The organism is Streptomyces shenzhenensis (genome assembly GCF_003688995.1).
Lineage (GTDB): Bacteria > Actinomycetota > Actinomycetes > Streptomycetales > Streptomycetaceae > Streptomyces > Streptomyces shenzhenensis_A.
This window is the reverse complement of sequence record NZ_PENI01000001.1, coordinates 642,899-657,244: the sequence shown is the minus strand read 5'-3', so window position 1 is coordinate 657,244 and position 14,346 is coordinate 642,899. Positions and strand designations below refer to the sequence as shown.

The following is a 14,346-nucleotide window of genomic DNA, read 5'->3' as shown; positions in this document are numbered from 1 at the left end:
GTTGTGATGAAAACTTGAGAGTCTGTCGGGCATGTATGCACCGTGTGCGCGCCCTCACGTAGAGTGCCGAAGATGGCACGCAGCCCCGTAACTCTTTCGAGTGACCGTCGTTGAGAGTGCGGAGGCGGTTGAGAACACAAGCGCTCGGGCAGGCGTCCGAGACGGTCGACCGCACAGGTGACGATTCCGTACCAGCCTGGAGGCTCAAGGTGACGCGCATCAGCTGCGGAGGGCGGTCATGACATCCGTCCTCGTCTGCGACGACTCCCCGCTTGCCCGAGAGGCGCTCCGCCGCGCGGTTGCGACCGTGCCCGGCGTCGAGCGTGTGACGACGGCGGCCAACGGCGAGGAAGTCCTCCGCCGCTGGGGTGCCGACCGCTCGGACCTCATCCTGATGGACGTACGCATGCCCGGACTGGGCGGCGTCGAGACCGTGCGCCGGCTGCTGTCCGCCGACCCCGGGGCGCGCATCATCATGCTCACCGTCGCCGAGGACCTCGACGGCGTGGCGCTCGCGGTCGCTGCCGGCGCCCGCGGCTATCTGCACAAGGACGCCTCGCGCGCCGAGTTGCGCGCCACGGTGACGCAGGCTCTCGCCGACCCGACCTGGCGGCTCGCCCCGCGCCGGCTGCGCTCGGCCGAGATGGGCGCAGCGCCCACGCTCACCGCGCGTGAGATCCAGGTGCTCGAAGGCATGAGCCACGGCCGCTCCAACGCCGAGATCGGCCGCGAGCTGTTCCTCTCCGAGGACACCGTGAAGACCCACGCCCGGCGCCTGTTCAAGAAGCTCGGCGCCTCGGACCGGGCACACGCGGTGGCGCTCGGCTTCCGCTGGGGTCTGGTCCGCTAGGGCCTCTCGTTTGGATCATGCCGGGCTCGCGGGCCCTGGCACCGCGCCTCGCGGCGTTGTCGTCGGTTGTCAGGGCTCCGCCCTGCCGCCCTCCTCCGCCTTGCGATCCACGGCACCAGACCCCGCTCCCTGATCCGGCCTGATCCAAACAAAAGACCCTAGGTCCTGTCGGGCGTGTGGTTGCCCGAGTGGCCCAAGGGCCGCACAAGGCGATTCGGTCGGTGAACTGCGGGCCGTCCGTGGCTGGTCACGCAGTTCCCCGCGCCCCCTCGGGGGCGCGGCCGCCGGTCCGCGCGGCACCGTTCGGCGAGTGCCCGCTGCTCGTTTCGCCGCGGATGCCGCATCCTTGGAGGTGTGGAGTCTCTCGGGGACGAGTCGGTCGAGCGGAAGGGGAGGGCGCAGGAGATGAGTGCCGGCGCACCTGCTCATAACGCTTCGATGCACAACCACCAGCACGATGCGACGGACCGGACGGCCTCAGGGCACCATGGACCGATGCGCGACGACGAGGCGGGCACGGCCCATGGGGCGATCGGTGCGCTCGTGCATCGCGCCGTCGACGGGGACGAGCAGGCCACGCACGACCTGCTCGCCCATGTCCACCCCCTGGCGCTGCGCTACTGCCGCACCCGGCTGTCCCGGCTCCCGGGGGACGCGCGCCACTTCGTCGAGGACCTCGCGCAGGAGGTCTGCGTCGCCGTCCTCCTCGCGCTGCCCCGCTACCGGGACACGGGCCGCCCCTTCGAGGCGTTCGTCTTCGCCATCGCCTCGCACAAGGTCGCCGACCTGCAACGGGCCGCGATGCGTCACCCGGGTTCGACGGCCGTCCCCTCCGACGAGATGCCCGAGCGCCCGGACGACTCCCTGGGTCCCGAGGAGCGGGCCCTGCTCAGCAGCGACGCCGAGTGGGCGAAGAAGCTGCTGGCCAACCTTCCGGAGAATCAGCGCGAGCTGTTGCTGCTGCGTATCGCGGTGGGCTTGACCGCGGAGGAGACCGGTCAGATGTTGGGAATGTCACCCGGCGCGGTACGGGTGGCACAGCACAGGGCGCTCAGCCGGCTGCGGGCGCTGGCCGAGCAGTAGGCCGCCCACGGGCCCGGACCGGCCCCGAACGGTCCGGACGCGCGGTCCGTATGAACAGACGAAGCCCAGGGCCGACCTGGACCGTGGAATGTGACTGCCGTGCTTCCCGTTAGCATGGGCATCCGCACCGATCAAGGCCATTTGGGGAAGGTGTCATGACTGCCAACGTCGACGGAGTGCCCGGTAAATTCGCGACACTCGGGCTGACCTACGACGACGTATTGCTGCTGCCGGGCTCGTCGGACATGGCACCCGACGACATCGACACCGCCTCGTACGTCTCCAAGAACGTGCGGGTCAACATCCCGCTCCTGTCCGCCGCCATGGACAAGGTCACCGAGTCGCGCATGGCGATCGCGATGGCCCGCCAGGGCGGCGTCGGCGTTCTGCACCGCAACCTCTCCATCGAGGACCAGGCCAACCAGGTCGACCTGGTGAAGCGCTCCGAGTCCGGCATGGTCGCGGACCCCATCACGGTGCACCCCGACGCCACGCTCGCCGAGGCCGACGCGCTGTGTGCGAAGTTCCGCATCAGCGGCGTCCCGGTGACGGACGGCAACAAGAAGCTGCTCGGCATCGTCACCAACCGTGACATGGCCTTCGAGACCGACCGCAGCCAGCGGGTCCGTGAGGTCATGACGCCGATGCCGCTGGTCACGGGCAAGGTGGGGATCTCAGGCGACGACGCCGTGCAGCTGCTGCGCAAGCACAAGATCGAGAAGCTGCCGCTCGTCGACGACGAGGGCATCCTCAAGGGCCTGATCACGGTCAAGGACTTCGTCAAGGCGGAGAAGTACCCGAACGCGGCCAAGGACGCCGAGGGCCGGCTGCTGGTCGGCGCCGCGGTCGGCGTCGCCGGTGACTCCTTCGAGCGCGCCCAGGCGCTGATCGAGGCCGGCGTCGACTTCATCGTCGTCGACACCGCGCACGGCCACTCCCGCCTGGTCGGCGACATGATCGCCAAGATCAAGTCGAACTCCGCCGGCGTCGACGTCATCGGCGGCAACATCGCCACCCGCGACGGCGCCCAGGCCCTGGTCGACGCGGGCGCCGACGGCATCAAGGTCGGTGTCGGACCGGGCTCGATCTGCACCACCCGGGTGGTCGCCGGCGTCGGCGTCCCGCAGGTCACCGCGATCTACGAGGCCGCGCTCGCCGCCAAGGAGGCCGGTGTCCCGGTCATCGGCGACGGCGGTCTGCAGTACTCCGGCGACATCGCCAAGGCGCTGGTCGCGGGCGCCGACACGGTGATGCTCGGCTCGCTCCTCGCTGGCTGCGAGGAGTCGCCGGGCGAGCTGCTGTTCATCAACGGCAAGCAGTTCAAGTCGTACCGCGGCATGGGATCCCTCGCCGCGATGCAGACCCGCGGCGACCGCAGGTCGTTCTCCAAGGACCGCTACTTCCAGGAGGGCGTCGCCTCCGACGACCAGCTGATCCCCGAGGGCATCGAGGGCCAGGTGCCCTACCGCGGCCCGCTGTCCTCCGTCGTCCACCAGCTGACCGGCGGCCTGCGCCAGTCGATGTTCTACGTCGGCGGCAGGACCGTGCCGGAGCTGCAGTCCAACGGCCGGTTCGTCCGGATCACCTCGGCGGGCCTCAAGGAGAGCCACCCGCACGACATCCAGATGACGGTCGAGGCACCCAACTACAGCAAGAAGTGACGCACGCGCGCGTACCCCGCGCGTGACGGACGTCGCCGAGGGCGGTCCCGGAGTTTCCGGGGCCGCCCTCGCCGCATCTGGGCGGAGGCGGTGTCCGACACCTGAGCGAGGACGGTGTCCGGCAACCTGTACGGGGGCGGTGTGCGGCCCGTCGGCGATACTGGAAGACGCTGAAACGCATCAGAAAGGCCACAGACGTGACTGAGATCGAGATCGGGCGCGGCAAGCGCGGCCGCCGGGCGTACGCCTTCGACGACATCGCCGTCGTCCCGAGCCGTCGTACGCGGGACCCGAAGGAGGTCTCGATCGCCTGGCAGATCGACGCCTACCGCTTCGAGCTGCCCTTCCTGGCCGCCCCCATGGACTCCGTCGTCTCCCCGGCCACCGCGATCCGCATCGGCGAGCTGGGCGGCCTGGGCGTGCTGAACCTGGAGGGGCTGTGGACGCGGTACGAGGACCCGCAGCCGCTGCTCGACGAGATCGCCGGACTGCCCGCCGAGGCGGCGACGCGGCGGCTCCAGGAGATCTACGCGGCCCCCATCCAGGAGGAGCTGATCGGCGCGCGCATCAAGGAGGTGCGCGACTCCGGCGTGGTCACGGCCGCCGCGCTGTCCCCGCAGCGCACCGCCCAGTTCTCCAAGGCGGTGGTGGACGCGGGCGTCGACATCTTCGTCATCCGCGGTACGACGGTCTCGGCGGAGCATGTGTCGTCCGCGCACGAACCGCTCAACCTGAAGCAGTTCATCTACGAGCTGGACGTCCCGGTGATCGTCGGCGGCTGCGCCACCTACACCGCCGCCCTGCACCTGATGCGCAGCGGCGCGGCCGGTGTGCTGGTCGGCTTCGGCGGCGGAGCCGCGCACACCACGCGCAATGTGCTCGGCATCCAGGTGCCGATGGCCACGGCGGTCGCCGACGTGGCCGCGGCCCGCCGCGACTACATGGACGAGTCCGGTGGCCGGTATGTGCACGTGATCGCGGACGGCGGCGTCGGCTGGTCCGGCGACCTGCCCAAGGCGATCGCCTGCGGCGCCGACTCGGTCATGATGGGCTCCCCGCTGGCCCGCGCCACCGACGCGCCCGGCAGGGGCCACCACTGGGGCATGGAGGCGGTCAACGAGGAGCTGCCCCGCGGCCAGAAGGTCGACCTCGGCACGGTGGGCACGATCGAGGAGATCCTCACCGGTCCGTCCCACACCCCCGACGGCTCGATGAACTTCTTCGGCGCCCTGCGCCGGGCCATGGCGACCACCGGTTACAGCGAGCTGAAGGAGTTCCAGCGGGTGGAGGTCACGGTGGCGGACTCGCAGCACCGTCGCTGAGGTGACGCCGCGCTCGATCTGAGCGCGGACGAGGGCTCGGCTGCCCGTGCGGGTGGCCGGGCCCTTCTGCATGCCCAAATGGCTTGGCGGGGGCGCGTGTTGTGTGCCCGGGGCGCGCGGTTGCGTTCGGGGCGAATCTGGGCCGAACGGGCGAACGCAGCAGGTAGCGTCAGTGATCGGCGACCCCGCTCTCTGGGGCGCCCCCTTCCAAGGACACGGTTCCGGACCCCGGCCCTCGGGGCCCGGCCCGAACTCCAATGAACCGCCCACCGGGATTATGGGCGGCGTCATGGAAGGGGGCGCGCCCATGGGCCGTCACCGCAAGCCCACCCGCTGGGACCGCGTTCGGCTTCAGCTGGTCAAGTTCCGGAGGAGGTGGATCTTGCGGATTTACGGAAGGTGAGCGGCCACCCCTATGAGAGATAGGGGTGGACGCATCGTTCACCTTCAGGAGCTCGTCGTAGTACCCGCTACGGCGGGCTCCACCTTTTTGTACGGTACCGGATCTGCTGTGGGGCGGTCTGGTTCCGGAGGAGGTGGATCTTGCGGATTTACGGAAGGTGAGCGGCCACCCCTATGAGAGATAGGGGTGGACGCACCGTTTACCTTCAGGAGCTCGTCGTAGTACCCGCTACGGCGGGCTCCACCTTTTTGTACGGTACCGGATCTGCTGTGGGGCGGTCTGGTTCCGGAGGAGGTGGATCTTGCGGACTCACGGAAGCGAGCGGCCACCCCTATGAGACGTAGGGGTGGACGCATCGTTCACCTTCAGGAGCTCGTCGTAGTACCCGCTACGGCGGGCTCGACCTCTTTACGGCCGGTGCGCGGCCGCCCCCATAAGGGCTAGGAGCGGACACCCGTGAACCGGTCAGGAGCCCGCTGCAGTGGCCTCTGCGATGGGGATCCGTCCGGTTTCGTACGCTACCCGTCGGCCGGTGCCCCGTGCCACCGGCTCTGGAGTGAGCCCCCGCCGCGCGCGCCCCCCTTCACAACCGGTGCGCCGCTCCCGTGGGTGTGGCGCCCCTTGTGTCCAGCAGCAGTTGAGCCTTCACCGACAGGCCCTGCATGTCGTACGTGCGGTGCTGCTGGAGGAGGATCGTGAGGTCCGCGTCGGCCGCCGCCTCGTAGAGGGAGTCCGCGCGGGGGACCGGGCGGTCCAGGACGCTCCAGGAAGCCACATGGGGGTCGTGGTAGCTGACGGACGCGCCCAGCTCCATCAGCCGGATGGCGACCTCGTGGGCCGGGGTGCCCTGCTGGTCGGCGAGGTCCGCCTTGTAGGTGACGCCGAGGAGGAGCACACGCGCACCGCGGGCCGACTTGCCGTGCTCGTTGAGAAGGGCCGCGGCGCGCTGGACGACGTACTGGGGCATGCGGCCGTTGACCTGCTGGGCCAGTTCCACCATGCGCAGCGGGCGGCCGGCGTGGCCGGTCAGGTCCTGCGGGACGCCATGGCCGCCGACGCCGGGGCCCGGCCGGAACGCCTGGAAGCCGAACGGCTTGGTCTCCGCGCAGCGGATGACGTCCCACAGGTCCACGCCCAAGTCGTGGCACAGGGCGGCCATTTCGTTGACGAGGGCGATGTTGACGTGCCGGAAGTTCGTCTCCAGCAGTTGCACCGTCTCGGCCTCGCGCGGTCCACGCGCGCGTACCACCTTGTCGGTCAGCCGTGAGTAGAACGCCGCGGCGGATTCGGTGCAGGCCGGGGTGAGGCCGCCGATGACCTTGGGCGTGTTGGCCGGGGTGTGGTCCCGGTTGCCGGGGTCGACCCGGCTGGGCGCGTAGGCGAGGTGGAAGTCGCGGCCCGCGCGCAGCCCCGAGCCCTTCTCCAGCAGGGGCCGCAGGAAGTCCTCGGTGGTGCCAGGCCGCACCGGCGACTCCAGGATCACCGTGGTGTGCGGGCGCAGCCGGGCCGCCAGGGTGCGGGCGGCGGCCTCCACCTGGCTCAGATCGAGCCCGCCGTCCACGCCCCGTGGGGTCGGCGCGCAGATCACCGCGGTGCGTACCCGGCCGAGCCCGGCCGGGTCGGTGGCCGGCCGGAAGCCCCGCGAGAGCATCCGGCGCAGTTCGGCGGGGCTGAGCGGGCCGGTCTCCGGCCCGGTGGTGTAGCCGAGCGTGGGGATGCCGGCGGCGACGGCTGCCTGGGCGAGGGGCAGGCCGTAGGGACCGAGTCCGATGACGGCGAGGTCTGCGGGCATGGCGTGGGCCGTCCTTCCCAGTAGCCGGAGCGGGACAGGTGTGCAAGCCCGGCGGACAGGATGGGCGAGCGCAATGTCACACTAGGAGTAAATATGACCGTTATGTGGGATTGTCTTCTTGTGTCTTCCGGTGGTCCTCCGCCGGTCACGCGGTCGTTGTCCACAGGCCAGGGGTGAGTGGTGGCTGAAGTCGGGCAAGCCGGTCAGAATTTGGGCATGAGGAGGGGACGAACCGGGCTTCGCCCACCGGGTGCGGCCGACCGACCGACAGTGGGAGGCAGCGGTGAGGACAGCGACACTGGGGCCGGCGCAGCGCGCGGAGTCGCTCGCGGGCATGGCCGAGCGTGAGCTGGACATATTGGTGGTGGGCGGCGGAGTCGTCGGCGCGGGTACCGCGCTGGACGCCGTCACCCGCGGCCTGTCCACGGGCCTGGTCGAGGCCCGTGACTGGGCGTCGGGTACGTCCAGCAGGTCCAGCAAGCTGGTCCATGGCGGTCTGCGGTATCTGGAGATGCTGGACTTCGCGCTCGTCCGTGAGGCGCTGAAGGAGCGCGGGCTGCTGCTGGAGCGTCTCGCCCCGCACCTGGTCAAGCCCGTGCCGTTCCTCTACCCGCTCCAGCACAAGGGCTGGGAGCGGCTGTACGCCGGTTCGGGCGTCGCGCTCTACGACGCCATGTCGATGGCCCGCGGCCACGGCCGGGGCCTGCCGATGCACCGGCACCTGAGCCGCCGTCACGCCCTGCGCATCGCCCCGGCCCTGCGCAAGGACGCCCTGGTCGGGGCCCTGCAGTACTACGACGCCCAGATGGACGACGCCCGTTATGTCGCGACCCTCGTGCGGACCGCGGTGTCCTACGGAGCGAAGGCCGCCAACCGCGCGCGGGTGACCGCGTTCCTGCGCGAGGGCGAGCGGGTGGTCGGCGTCCGGGTGCAGGACGTCGAGGCGGGCGGGGAGTACGAGATCCATGCCAAGCAGGTCGTCAACGCCACCGGTGTGTGGACCGACGACACCCAGGCGATGGTGGGGGAGCGGGGGCAGTTCCACGTCCGCGCCTCCAAGGGCATCCACCTGGTCGTGCCCAAGGACCGCATCCACTCCACGACCGGACTGATCCTGCGCACGGAGAAGTCCGTCCTGTTCGTCATACCGTGGGGGCGGCACTGGATCGTCGGCACGACCGACACCGACTGGGACCTGGACAAGGCCCATCCGGCCGCGTCCAGCGCGGACATCGACTATCTGCTGGAGCACGTCAACTCGGTGCTCGCGGTGCCGCTCTCCCGCGACGATGTGCAGGGCGTGTACGCGGGACTGCGCCCGCTGCTCGCCGGCGAGTCCGACGCGACCAGCAAGCTGTCGCGCGAGCACACCGTGGCGCACCCGGCGCCGGGCCTCGTCGTGGTCGCCGGCGGCAAGTACACGACGTACCGGGTCATGGCGAAGGACGCGGTCGACGAGGCGGTGCACGGACTCGACATGCGCGTCGCCGAGTGCGTCACCGAGGACATCCCGCTGCTGGGCGCGGAGGGCTACCGCGCGATGTGGAACGCGCGGGCGCGGATCGCCGCCCGCACCGGGCTGCACGTGGTCCGTGTCGAGCATCTGCTGAACCGGTACGGCTCGATGGCGGAGGAGGTCCTCGACCTCGTCGCCGCCGACCCCTCGCTGGGCGAGCCTTTGCAAGGGGCCGACGACTATCTGCGCGCCGAGGTGGTGTACGCCGCCTCGCACGAGGGCGCGCGGCACCTGGACGACGTGCTGACCCGGCGGACCAGGATCTCCATCGAGACCTTCGACCGCGGTACGCGCAGCGCCCGTGAGGCCGCCGAGCTCATGGGGGCCGTCCTCGGCTGGGACAAGGATCAGATCGAGCGTGAGGTCGAGCACTACGAGAAGCGGGTGGAGGCCGAGCGGGAGTCCCAGTTGCAGCCCGACGACCTCACCGCGGACGCGGCGCGGCTGGGGGCGCCGGACATCGTGCCGCTCTGAGCCGGCCGGGCCGGTTCACTCGAACGGGTGTGGTAATCCGGGATCTCCGTGCGGGGCCCGCCCGTTTCAACAGGTGCGAGGGCGGAACTCGACCGGGAGCGGGGCGGGTTCGCGGCTCGGTTCCGTCATCGCGACCGCACGCGCGCGGCGGGTCGGGGGAACGGCGGCAGCGAAAGGAAGCGAAGAGAAGCGAAAAGCAGAAGGGGAAGGAGGAGTGCGGGACCCGGGGCAGAAGGAGGGGCACCCTGGGCGTCGGCCACTTGTCGGGTGAGGGACAATGGAGGCTCTGTCAGGGCGGGTTGCATGAGGGGACGCATGTCGGAGGCGGAGCGGGCGGGGACATCCCGTCAGGACAAGAGCGGACGTCTCCTCGCCGGGCGGTACCGGCTGGGAGAAGTGCTCGGCCGCGGTGGCATGGGTACGGTGTGGCGGGCCGAGGACGAGACACTCGGCCGGACCGTCGCCGTCAAGGAGCTGCGGTTCCCGTCGAACATCGACGAGGACGAGAAGCGGCGCCTGATCACGCGAACCCTGCGCGAGGCCAAGGCGATCGCACGGATCCGCAACAACAGCGCGGTCACCGTCTTCGACGTGGTCGACGAGGACGACCGGCCGTGGATCGTGATGGAGCTGGTGGAGGGCAAGTCCCTCGCCGAGGTCATCCGTGAGGACGGCCTGCTGGAGCCGAAGCGCGCGGCGCAGGTCGGGCTCGCGATCCTCGACGTGCTGCGTTCGGCACATCGCGAGGGCATCCTGCACCGCGACGTGAAGCCGTCCAACGTGCTGATCGCCGAGGACGGCCGGGTCGTGCTCACCGACTTCGGCATCGCCCAGGTCGAGGGCGACCCGTCCATCACCTCCACCGGCATGCTCGTCGGCGCGCCCTCCTACATCTCCCCGGAGCGGGCCCGCGGGCACAAGCCGGGCCCGGCGGCCGACCTCTGGTCCCTCGGCGGCCTGCTGTACGCGGCGGTCGAGGGCGTCCCGCCGTACGACAAGGGGTCGGCCATCGCGACGCTGACCGCGGTGATGACCGAGCCCCTGGAGGAGCCCAAGAACGCGGGCCCCCTCAAGGACGTCATCCACGGGCTGCTCACCAAGGACGCGGCCAAGCGACTGGACGACGCGGGCGCCCGGGCCCTGCTCGACGCCGTGATCCGCGCGCCCGAGCGGGAGGCGATGGACGCCACACGGGTCGTGCCGCTTCCGTCGCAGCCCGACGGGTCCGCGGACCGGGCCGCTGCGGGCGCCGGCAAGCGGGGCGAGGAGGCCGGGGAGAAGCTGCGCGGGGCGCTGCGTTCCGTGCGCAAGGCCGCGGGGGCGGCCGCGGCCGGGGCGGCGGGCCGGACGGCGGGGAGCACCGAGGGCACCGCGGCGGGTGCGGGCGCGTCCGCACCGGCCTCCGGCGGTGCGGCTTCCGCAGGCGCGGGCGGAAACGGGAAGGGAGCCGCCGGTGCCGGCTCCGCGGGGGCGGCCGGGACTGCTTCCGCGTCGGCTGCGGCGGGCTCGGCGGCAGCGGAGACGGGTACCAAGTCGGGTGCGGCGAAGCCGAGTTCCGGGTGGCCCGTGGTGCCGCCGCCGGATCTGCCGTCGCGGCCGGCGCCCCGGGCGTCGCTCACGGACGTGGTGCCGAAGCGGACGCTGGTGATCATCGCGGTGGTGCTGGTGCTCGCGGTGGTCGGCACGGTGCTGGCCCTCACCCTCGGTGACGGCAACGGCTCCAACGGCGCCAAGGACGACGGTGGCAAGCCGGTGGCGAGCGCGGGCGCGAGCGCCGGCACCAAGCAGAACAAGGACAGCGGCGGCACCCGCACGGACGGCGAGGCCTCGGCATCCTCCGGTAAGGACGCGGCCGCGGATGCCACGACGGGCTCCACCGCCGGGGCGGGGAGCGAGCCGAGCGGTTCCGGCGACGGCGGTTCCGGCGAGTCGAACTCCAGTGGCAGCGGCGGTGTGCCCGTGGCGCAGACCCGCAAGGGGGCCCAGGGGTACTCGATCGGGCTGCCCGAGGGCTGGAAGTACGGGTCCTCGGACTCCGCGGGGGACCGGTACACCGGGCCCGACGGGCAGAAGCTCCTCGTCGCCTGGACCAGCACGCCCAAGGACGACCCGGTGGCGGACTGGAAGAACCAGGAGCGCTCCATGGCGCGTTCGCAGTACCAGCGGATCCGGATCGAGAAGGTGGACTACCGCGGCTGGAACACGGCCGACTGGGAGTTCACCTACACCGAGGGCGGCACGAAGTACCGGACCGTCGACCGCGGGTTCGTCATCGACGGGCGGGTCGGTTACGCGCTGATGTACACCGCGAAGTCCGCCGAGTGGGACGGCGAGTTGCGCTCGGGTACCTGGAAGACGCTGACGGAGTCCTTCGAACCCAAGGCGTGAGGTGAGCGGTCCGGGTTTTGGGGCGTGACAATCCGGTCAAGCCCTCAATGCGGGTTGCCTCCGGCACGTATCGTGAGTGGTTGCGGACCGTACGCATCCGGGAACGCATACCGAACGGGCCGTAAGGCGAACGGAATTGACCGACAGGGCAGCCGGGGGAGGCAACGTGGACGACTATGCGGGTCGGGTGCTGGCCGACCGCTACCGGCTGCCGCTGCCGCCCTCCGACGAGTACGAACTCACCGAGACCCGTGCCTTCGACACCTACAGCGGGCAGGAAGTCCTGGTCCGGCAGGTGCCGTTGCCCGAGGTCGTCGAGGCGGAGGTGCTCGACGCGGACGGGCTGCCCGACGGTTTCACCGCCCGTGACCGCGGCTCCCGGCGGCCCCCGGCGGGCCGGGCGGCGACGCGGCGGCCCACGGATCCGGCGGTGCGGCGCGCCGTCGAGGCGGCGCAGGCCGCCGCCCGCGTCCCCGACCACCCGCGGCTCGACCAGGTCTTCGACGTGTTCGCCGAGGGCGGCTCGCTGTGGATCGTCAGCGAGTGCGTGGCGGCGCGCCCGTTGTCCGCGCTGCTGGCCGAGCAACCGCTGACGCCGTACCGGGCCGCCGAGGTCGCCTCCGACGTCCTGATGGCGCTGCGGGTGCTGCACGCGCACGGCTGGGTGCACCGCAACATCACCGCCCGTACGGTCCTCGTCTGCGACGACGGCCGCGTGATGCTGAGCGGCCTCGCGGTCGGCGCGGCCGAGGAGGCACTGTCCGGCTACGACCCGGTACCGGCTCCGGAGGAGCCGGAGGGCGCCGGTCCGCAGGGGCTCGCCGGGCCCGGCGGTCCGGGCGGGCCCGAGGCACCCGGCCCGTCCGGCGGCGCCGTCGGCGGCGCGCCGGGGAGTGCGGATCCCGAGTCCGCACGGCGTGCCGCGATCCAGGCGCGGGCCACGGGCGGGGCGGACGGGGCCGGGACCCAGGGCGCGCCGGGCCGCCCCGCGCTGGAGAGCGGCGGGGACATCCGGGCCGCCCGCGCGGGGGCGATCGCCGCGTACCGGGCGGGCGCCCGCGCCGCCGCCCGGGTGCAGGAGACACAGCAGAACGGGCGGGCCGCGCTGCCCGGCGCCCAGCCGCCCGTCGAGGGCGACCCCGGCGCCGCCGCCCGGGCCAACGGCTTCGCCCCGGTGCCGTACGCCCACGGCCAGGGCGCGGAGCAGCGCCCTGGCGGCGCACCCCCCGGTCAGATAGCCGACCCCTACGGCGTGCGCGCCACCCCGTGGCACGGGGCGTCCCCCCGGAACACCCCGGGCGAGGACCGGCAGCGGACGGCGCTCCCGCCGGGCGGCGCCACCCGCGCGACCCCGTACGCTCCCGGTGCGGAGGGCGGCCCGGCCCCCGCCCTGCCGCCGGCCGGCGCCGCGGACGGACGGTCGCTCCCGGCCGTCGGCGCGCCCTCGCCGGGCGGTCGTGCACCGCTGCCGCCCGCCGGTGCGCTGCCCCCGGCCGACTCCCCGCTGCCGCCCGCCCGCTGGGGTGAGCCGGCCGCCGGCGCCCCCGCCCGGCGGGGCCCCGCCACCGCGCTTGCCGCGGAGCGGGCACGGCAGGTGCGGATGACCGTGGTGGGACCGGTGACCGAGCGCTGGGCACCCGAGCAGGCCGGGCCGGTGCACGAGAACTGGCAGCTGGCCGCCCCGATCGGTCCCGCGACCGACCTGTGGGCGCTCGGCGCGCTGCTCTTCAGGGCCGTACAGGGACACGCGCCGTACCCGGAGGAGTCGACGGCCGAACTGGTCCAGCTGGTGTGCGCGGAGCCGCCCGCCTTCGCTGAGGAGTGCGGGCCGCTGCGCCCGGTCGTCGAGTCGCTGCTGCGGCAGGACCCCACCGAACGGCCGGACTTCGAGGAGCTGCGTGGCTGGCTGCGCTCCCTGGTGCGGTCCGCGCCCGAGCCGGACGCCGGCACACATGTGGTCGCCGCGCCGCCCACCGACCCGAAGCGGCTGCCGATCGTGCGGCGCCGCGGCGAACTGGTGCGCAGACGGCGCGCAGGACTGCCCGCGAACAGCGCGCACGGGCGGCACAAGCGGGCCCGGCAGGAGACCGCCTCCCCGCGCCGCCTGGGCCGCACCCTGCTCCTGCTGGTCCTGCTCCTGATGGCGGGCGCGATCGCGTACGCGATGCTGTTCCTGCCGAAGGCGGACAGCACCGACGCGGCGGGCGGCGAGCGGACCGGGGCCGCCGGCCAGGTGAGCCAGGTGCCCGCGCCCTCGGACAAGGCGAGCACCACGCCCTCGGCGGGCGCCTCCGAGGAGTCCTCGTCGGCGCCCTCCACCGAGACGCAGACCACCGAAGGACCCGCCGTCGCCGACGGCTTCACCCTGAGCAAGGACCCCGAGGGTTTCCGGATCGCCGTCGCCAAGGGCTGGGACCGCACCCCCCGCAACGGCCTCGGACAGGTGCTCTACACACACGGCGGCTTCCAGCTCATCGTCGTACCGGGCCGGGACGGCGCGGCCAAGTACGGCAGCGATCCCATGGCGTACCAGCGGGACAGGGAGAGCGAGTTGCAGCCCTACCGCGACTCCAGCTGGGCCACCGCCACCGGGCTGCGGACCATCGAGGTGGGCGGCCGGACCATGGCGGAGGGGCAGTTCACCTGGACCGACGACCAGGGGCGCGATCTGTTCGTCCGCAACATCGCAATGCTCCTCGACGGCCGCTACCACGTGGTGCAGGTGCGTGGCCCGGAGGCCGAACGGGACGAGGTGACACGGCTGTACGAGCAGGCGTCGCAGACGTACCGATTCACCCGCTGACGCCCCGCCGCATTCGGTTCCCGTCGGCTTGCGGAAGCGAAAACCGTCACAGTG

The 14,346-nt window shown here is 72.1% G+C and carries 8 protein-coding genes; 7 read left to right on the top strand and 1 reads right to left on the bottom strand.

Features of this window, described 5'->3' with window-relative positions; translation table 11 throughout:
• Positions 1–238: 238 nt before the first annotated feature.
• The 4 genes from CTZ28_RS02800 to CTZ28_RS02780 all read left to right on the top strand — a co-directional run bounded on the left by CTZ28_RS02800 (position 239) and on the right by CTZ28_RS02780 (position 4,916).
• Entirely contained in the window at positions 239–850 is a 612-nt protein-coding gene (locus CTZ28_RS02800) for a response regulator transcription factor (RefSeq protein ID WP_003948568.1), read from the top strand.
• 495 nt (positions 851–1,345) lie between these two features.
• Entirely contained in the window at positions 1,346–1,933 is a 588-nt protein-coding gene (locus CTZ28_RS02790; RefSeq protein ID WP_030641278.1) for a sigma-70 family RNA polymerase sigma factor, read from the top strand.
• Between the two features lie 155 nt (positions 1,934–2,088).
• On the top strand, positions 2,089–3,594 hold the full coding sequence (gene guaB, locus CTZ28_RS02785; RefSeq protein WP_121887554.1) for an IMP dehydrogenase: 1,506 nt from the start codon (positions 2,089–2,091) through the stop codon (positions 3,592–3,594).
• A 197-nt stretch (positions 3,595–3,791) separates the two neighbouring features.
• Positions 3,792–4,916 carry a GuaB3 family IMP dehydrogenase-related protein gene (locus tag CTZ28_RS02780; RefSeq protein ID WP_121887553.1) on the top strand — a complete coding sequence of 375 codons (1,125 nt, stop codon included), beginning with the start codon at positions 3,792–3,794 and terminating at the stop codon, positions 4,914–4,916.
• A 986-nt stretch (positions 4,917–5,902) separates the two neighbouring features.
• Here CTZ28_RS02780 and CTZ28_RS02775 read toward each other — a convergent pair.
• Positions 5,903–7,111, bottom strand: a complete 1,209-nt coding sequence (locus CTZ28_RS02775) for a nucleotide sugar dehydrogenase (RefSeq protein WP_121887552.1) — start codon at positions 7,109–7,111, stop codon at positions 5,903–5,905.
• A gap of 283 nt (positions 7,112–7,394) precedes the next feature.
• Between CTZ28_RS02775 and CTZ28_RS02770 the strand changes: the two genes are divergently transcribed.
• From CTZ28_RS02770 to CTZ28_RS02760, 3 genes are all read left to right on the top strand, one after another.
• Positions 7,395–9,101, top strand: coding sequence for a glycerol-3-phosphate dehydrogenase/oxidase (locus CTZ28_RS02770; RefSeq protein WP_121887638.1), 1,707 nt, complete (start codon positions 7,395–7,397; stop codon positions 9,099–9,101).
• A gap of 315 nt (positions 9,102–9,416) precedes the next feature.
• The gene (locus CTZ28_RS02765; RefSeq protein WP_121887551.1) at positions 9,417–11,489 is read left to right on the top strand and encodes a serine/threonine-protein kinase; all 2,073 of its coding nucleotides are present in this window, start codon (positions 9,417–9,419) and stop codon (positions 11,487–11,489) included.
• A 166-nt stretch (positions 11,490–11,655) separates the two neighbouring features.
• Positions 11,656–14,292: a protein kinase gene (locus CTZ28_RS02760; protein WP_121887550.1), complete on the top strand. Its 2,637-nt coding sequence runs from the start codon at positions 11,656–11,658 to the stop codon at positions 14,290–14,292.
• The last annotated feature ends 54 nt before the right edge of the window (positions 14,293–14,346 follow it).

What these genes read in the sequence shown, in the direction of transcription:
- CTZ28_RS02800 (WP_003948568.1), top strand. Translation starts at nt 239, where the DNA reads ATGACATCCGTCCTCGTCTGCGACGACTCCCCGCTTGCCCGAGAGGCG.
- CTZ28_RS02790 (WP_030641278.1), top strand. Translation starts at nt 1,346, where the DNA reads ATGCGCGACGACGAGGCGGGCACGGCCCATGGGGCGATCGGTGCGCTC.
- guaB (WP_121887554.1), top strand. Translation starts at nt 2,089, where the DNA reads ATGACTGCCAACGTCGACGGAGTGCCCGGTAAATTCGCGACACTCGGG.
- CTZ28_RS02775 (WP_121887552.1), bottom strand. Translation starts at nt 7,111, where the DNA reads ATGCCCGCAGACCTCGCCGTCATCGGACTCGGTCCCTACGGCCTGCCC.
- CTZ28_RS02765 (WP_121887551.1), top strand. Translation starts at nt 9,417, where the DNA reads ATGTCGGAGGCGGAGCGGGCGGGGACATCCCGTCAGGACAAGAGCGGA.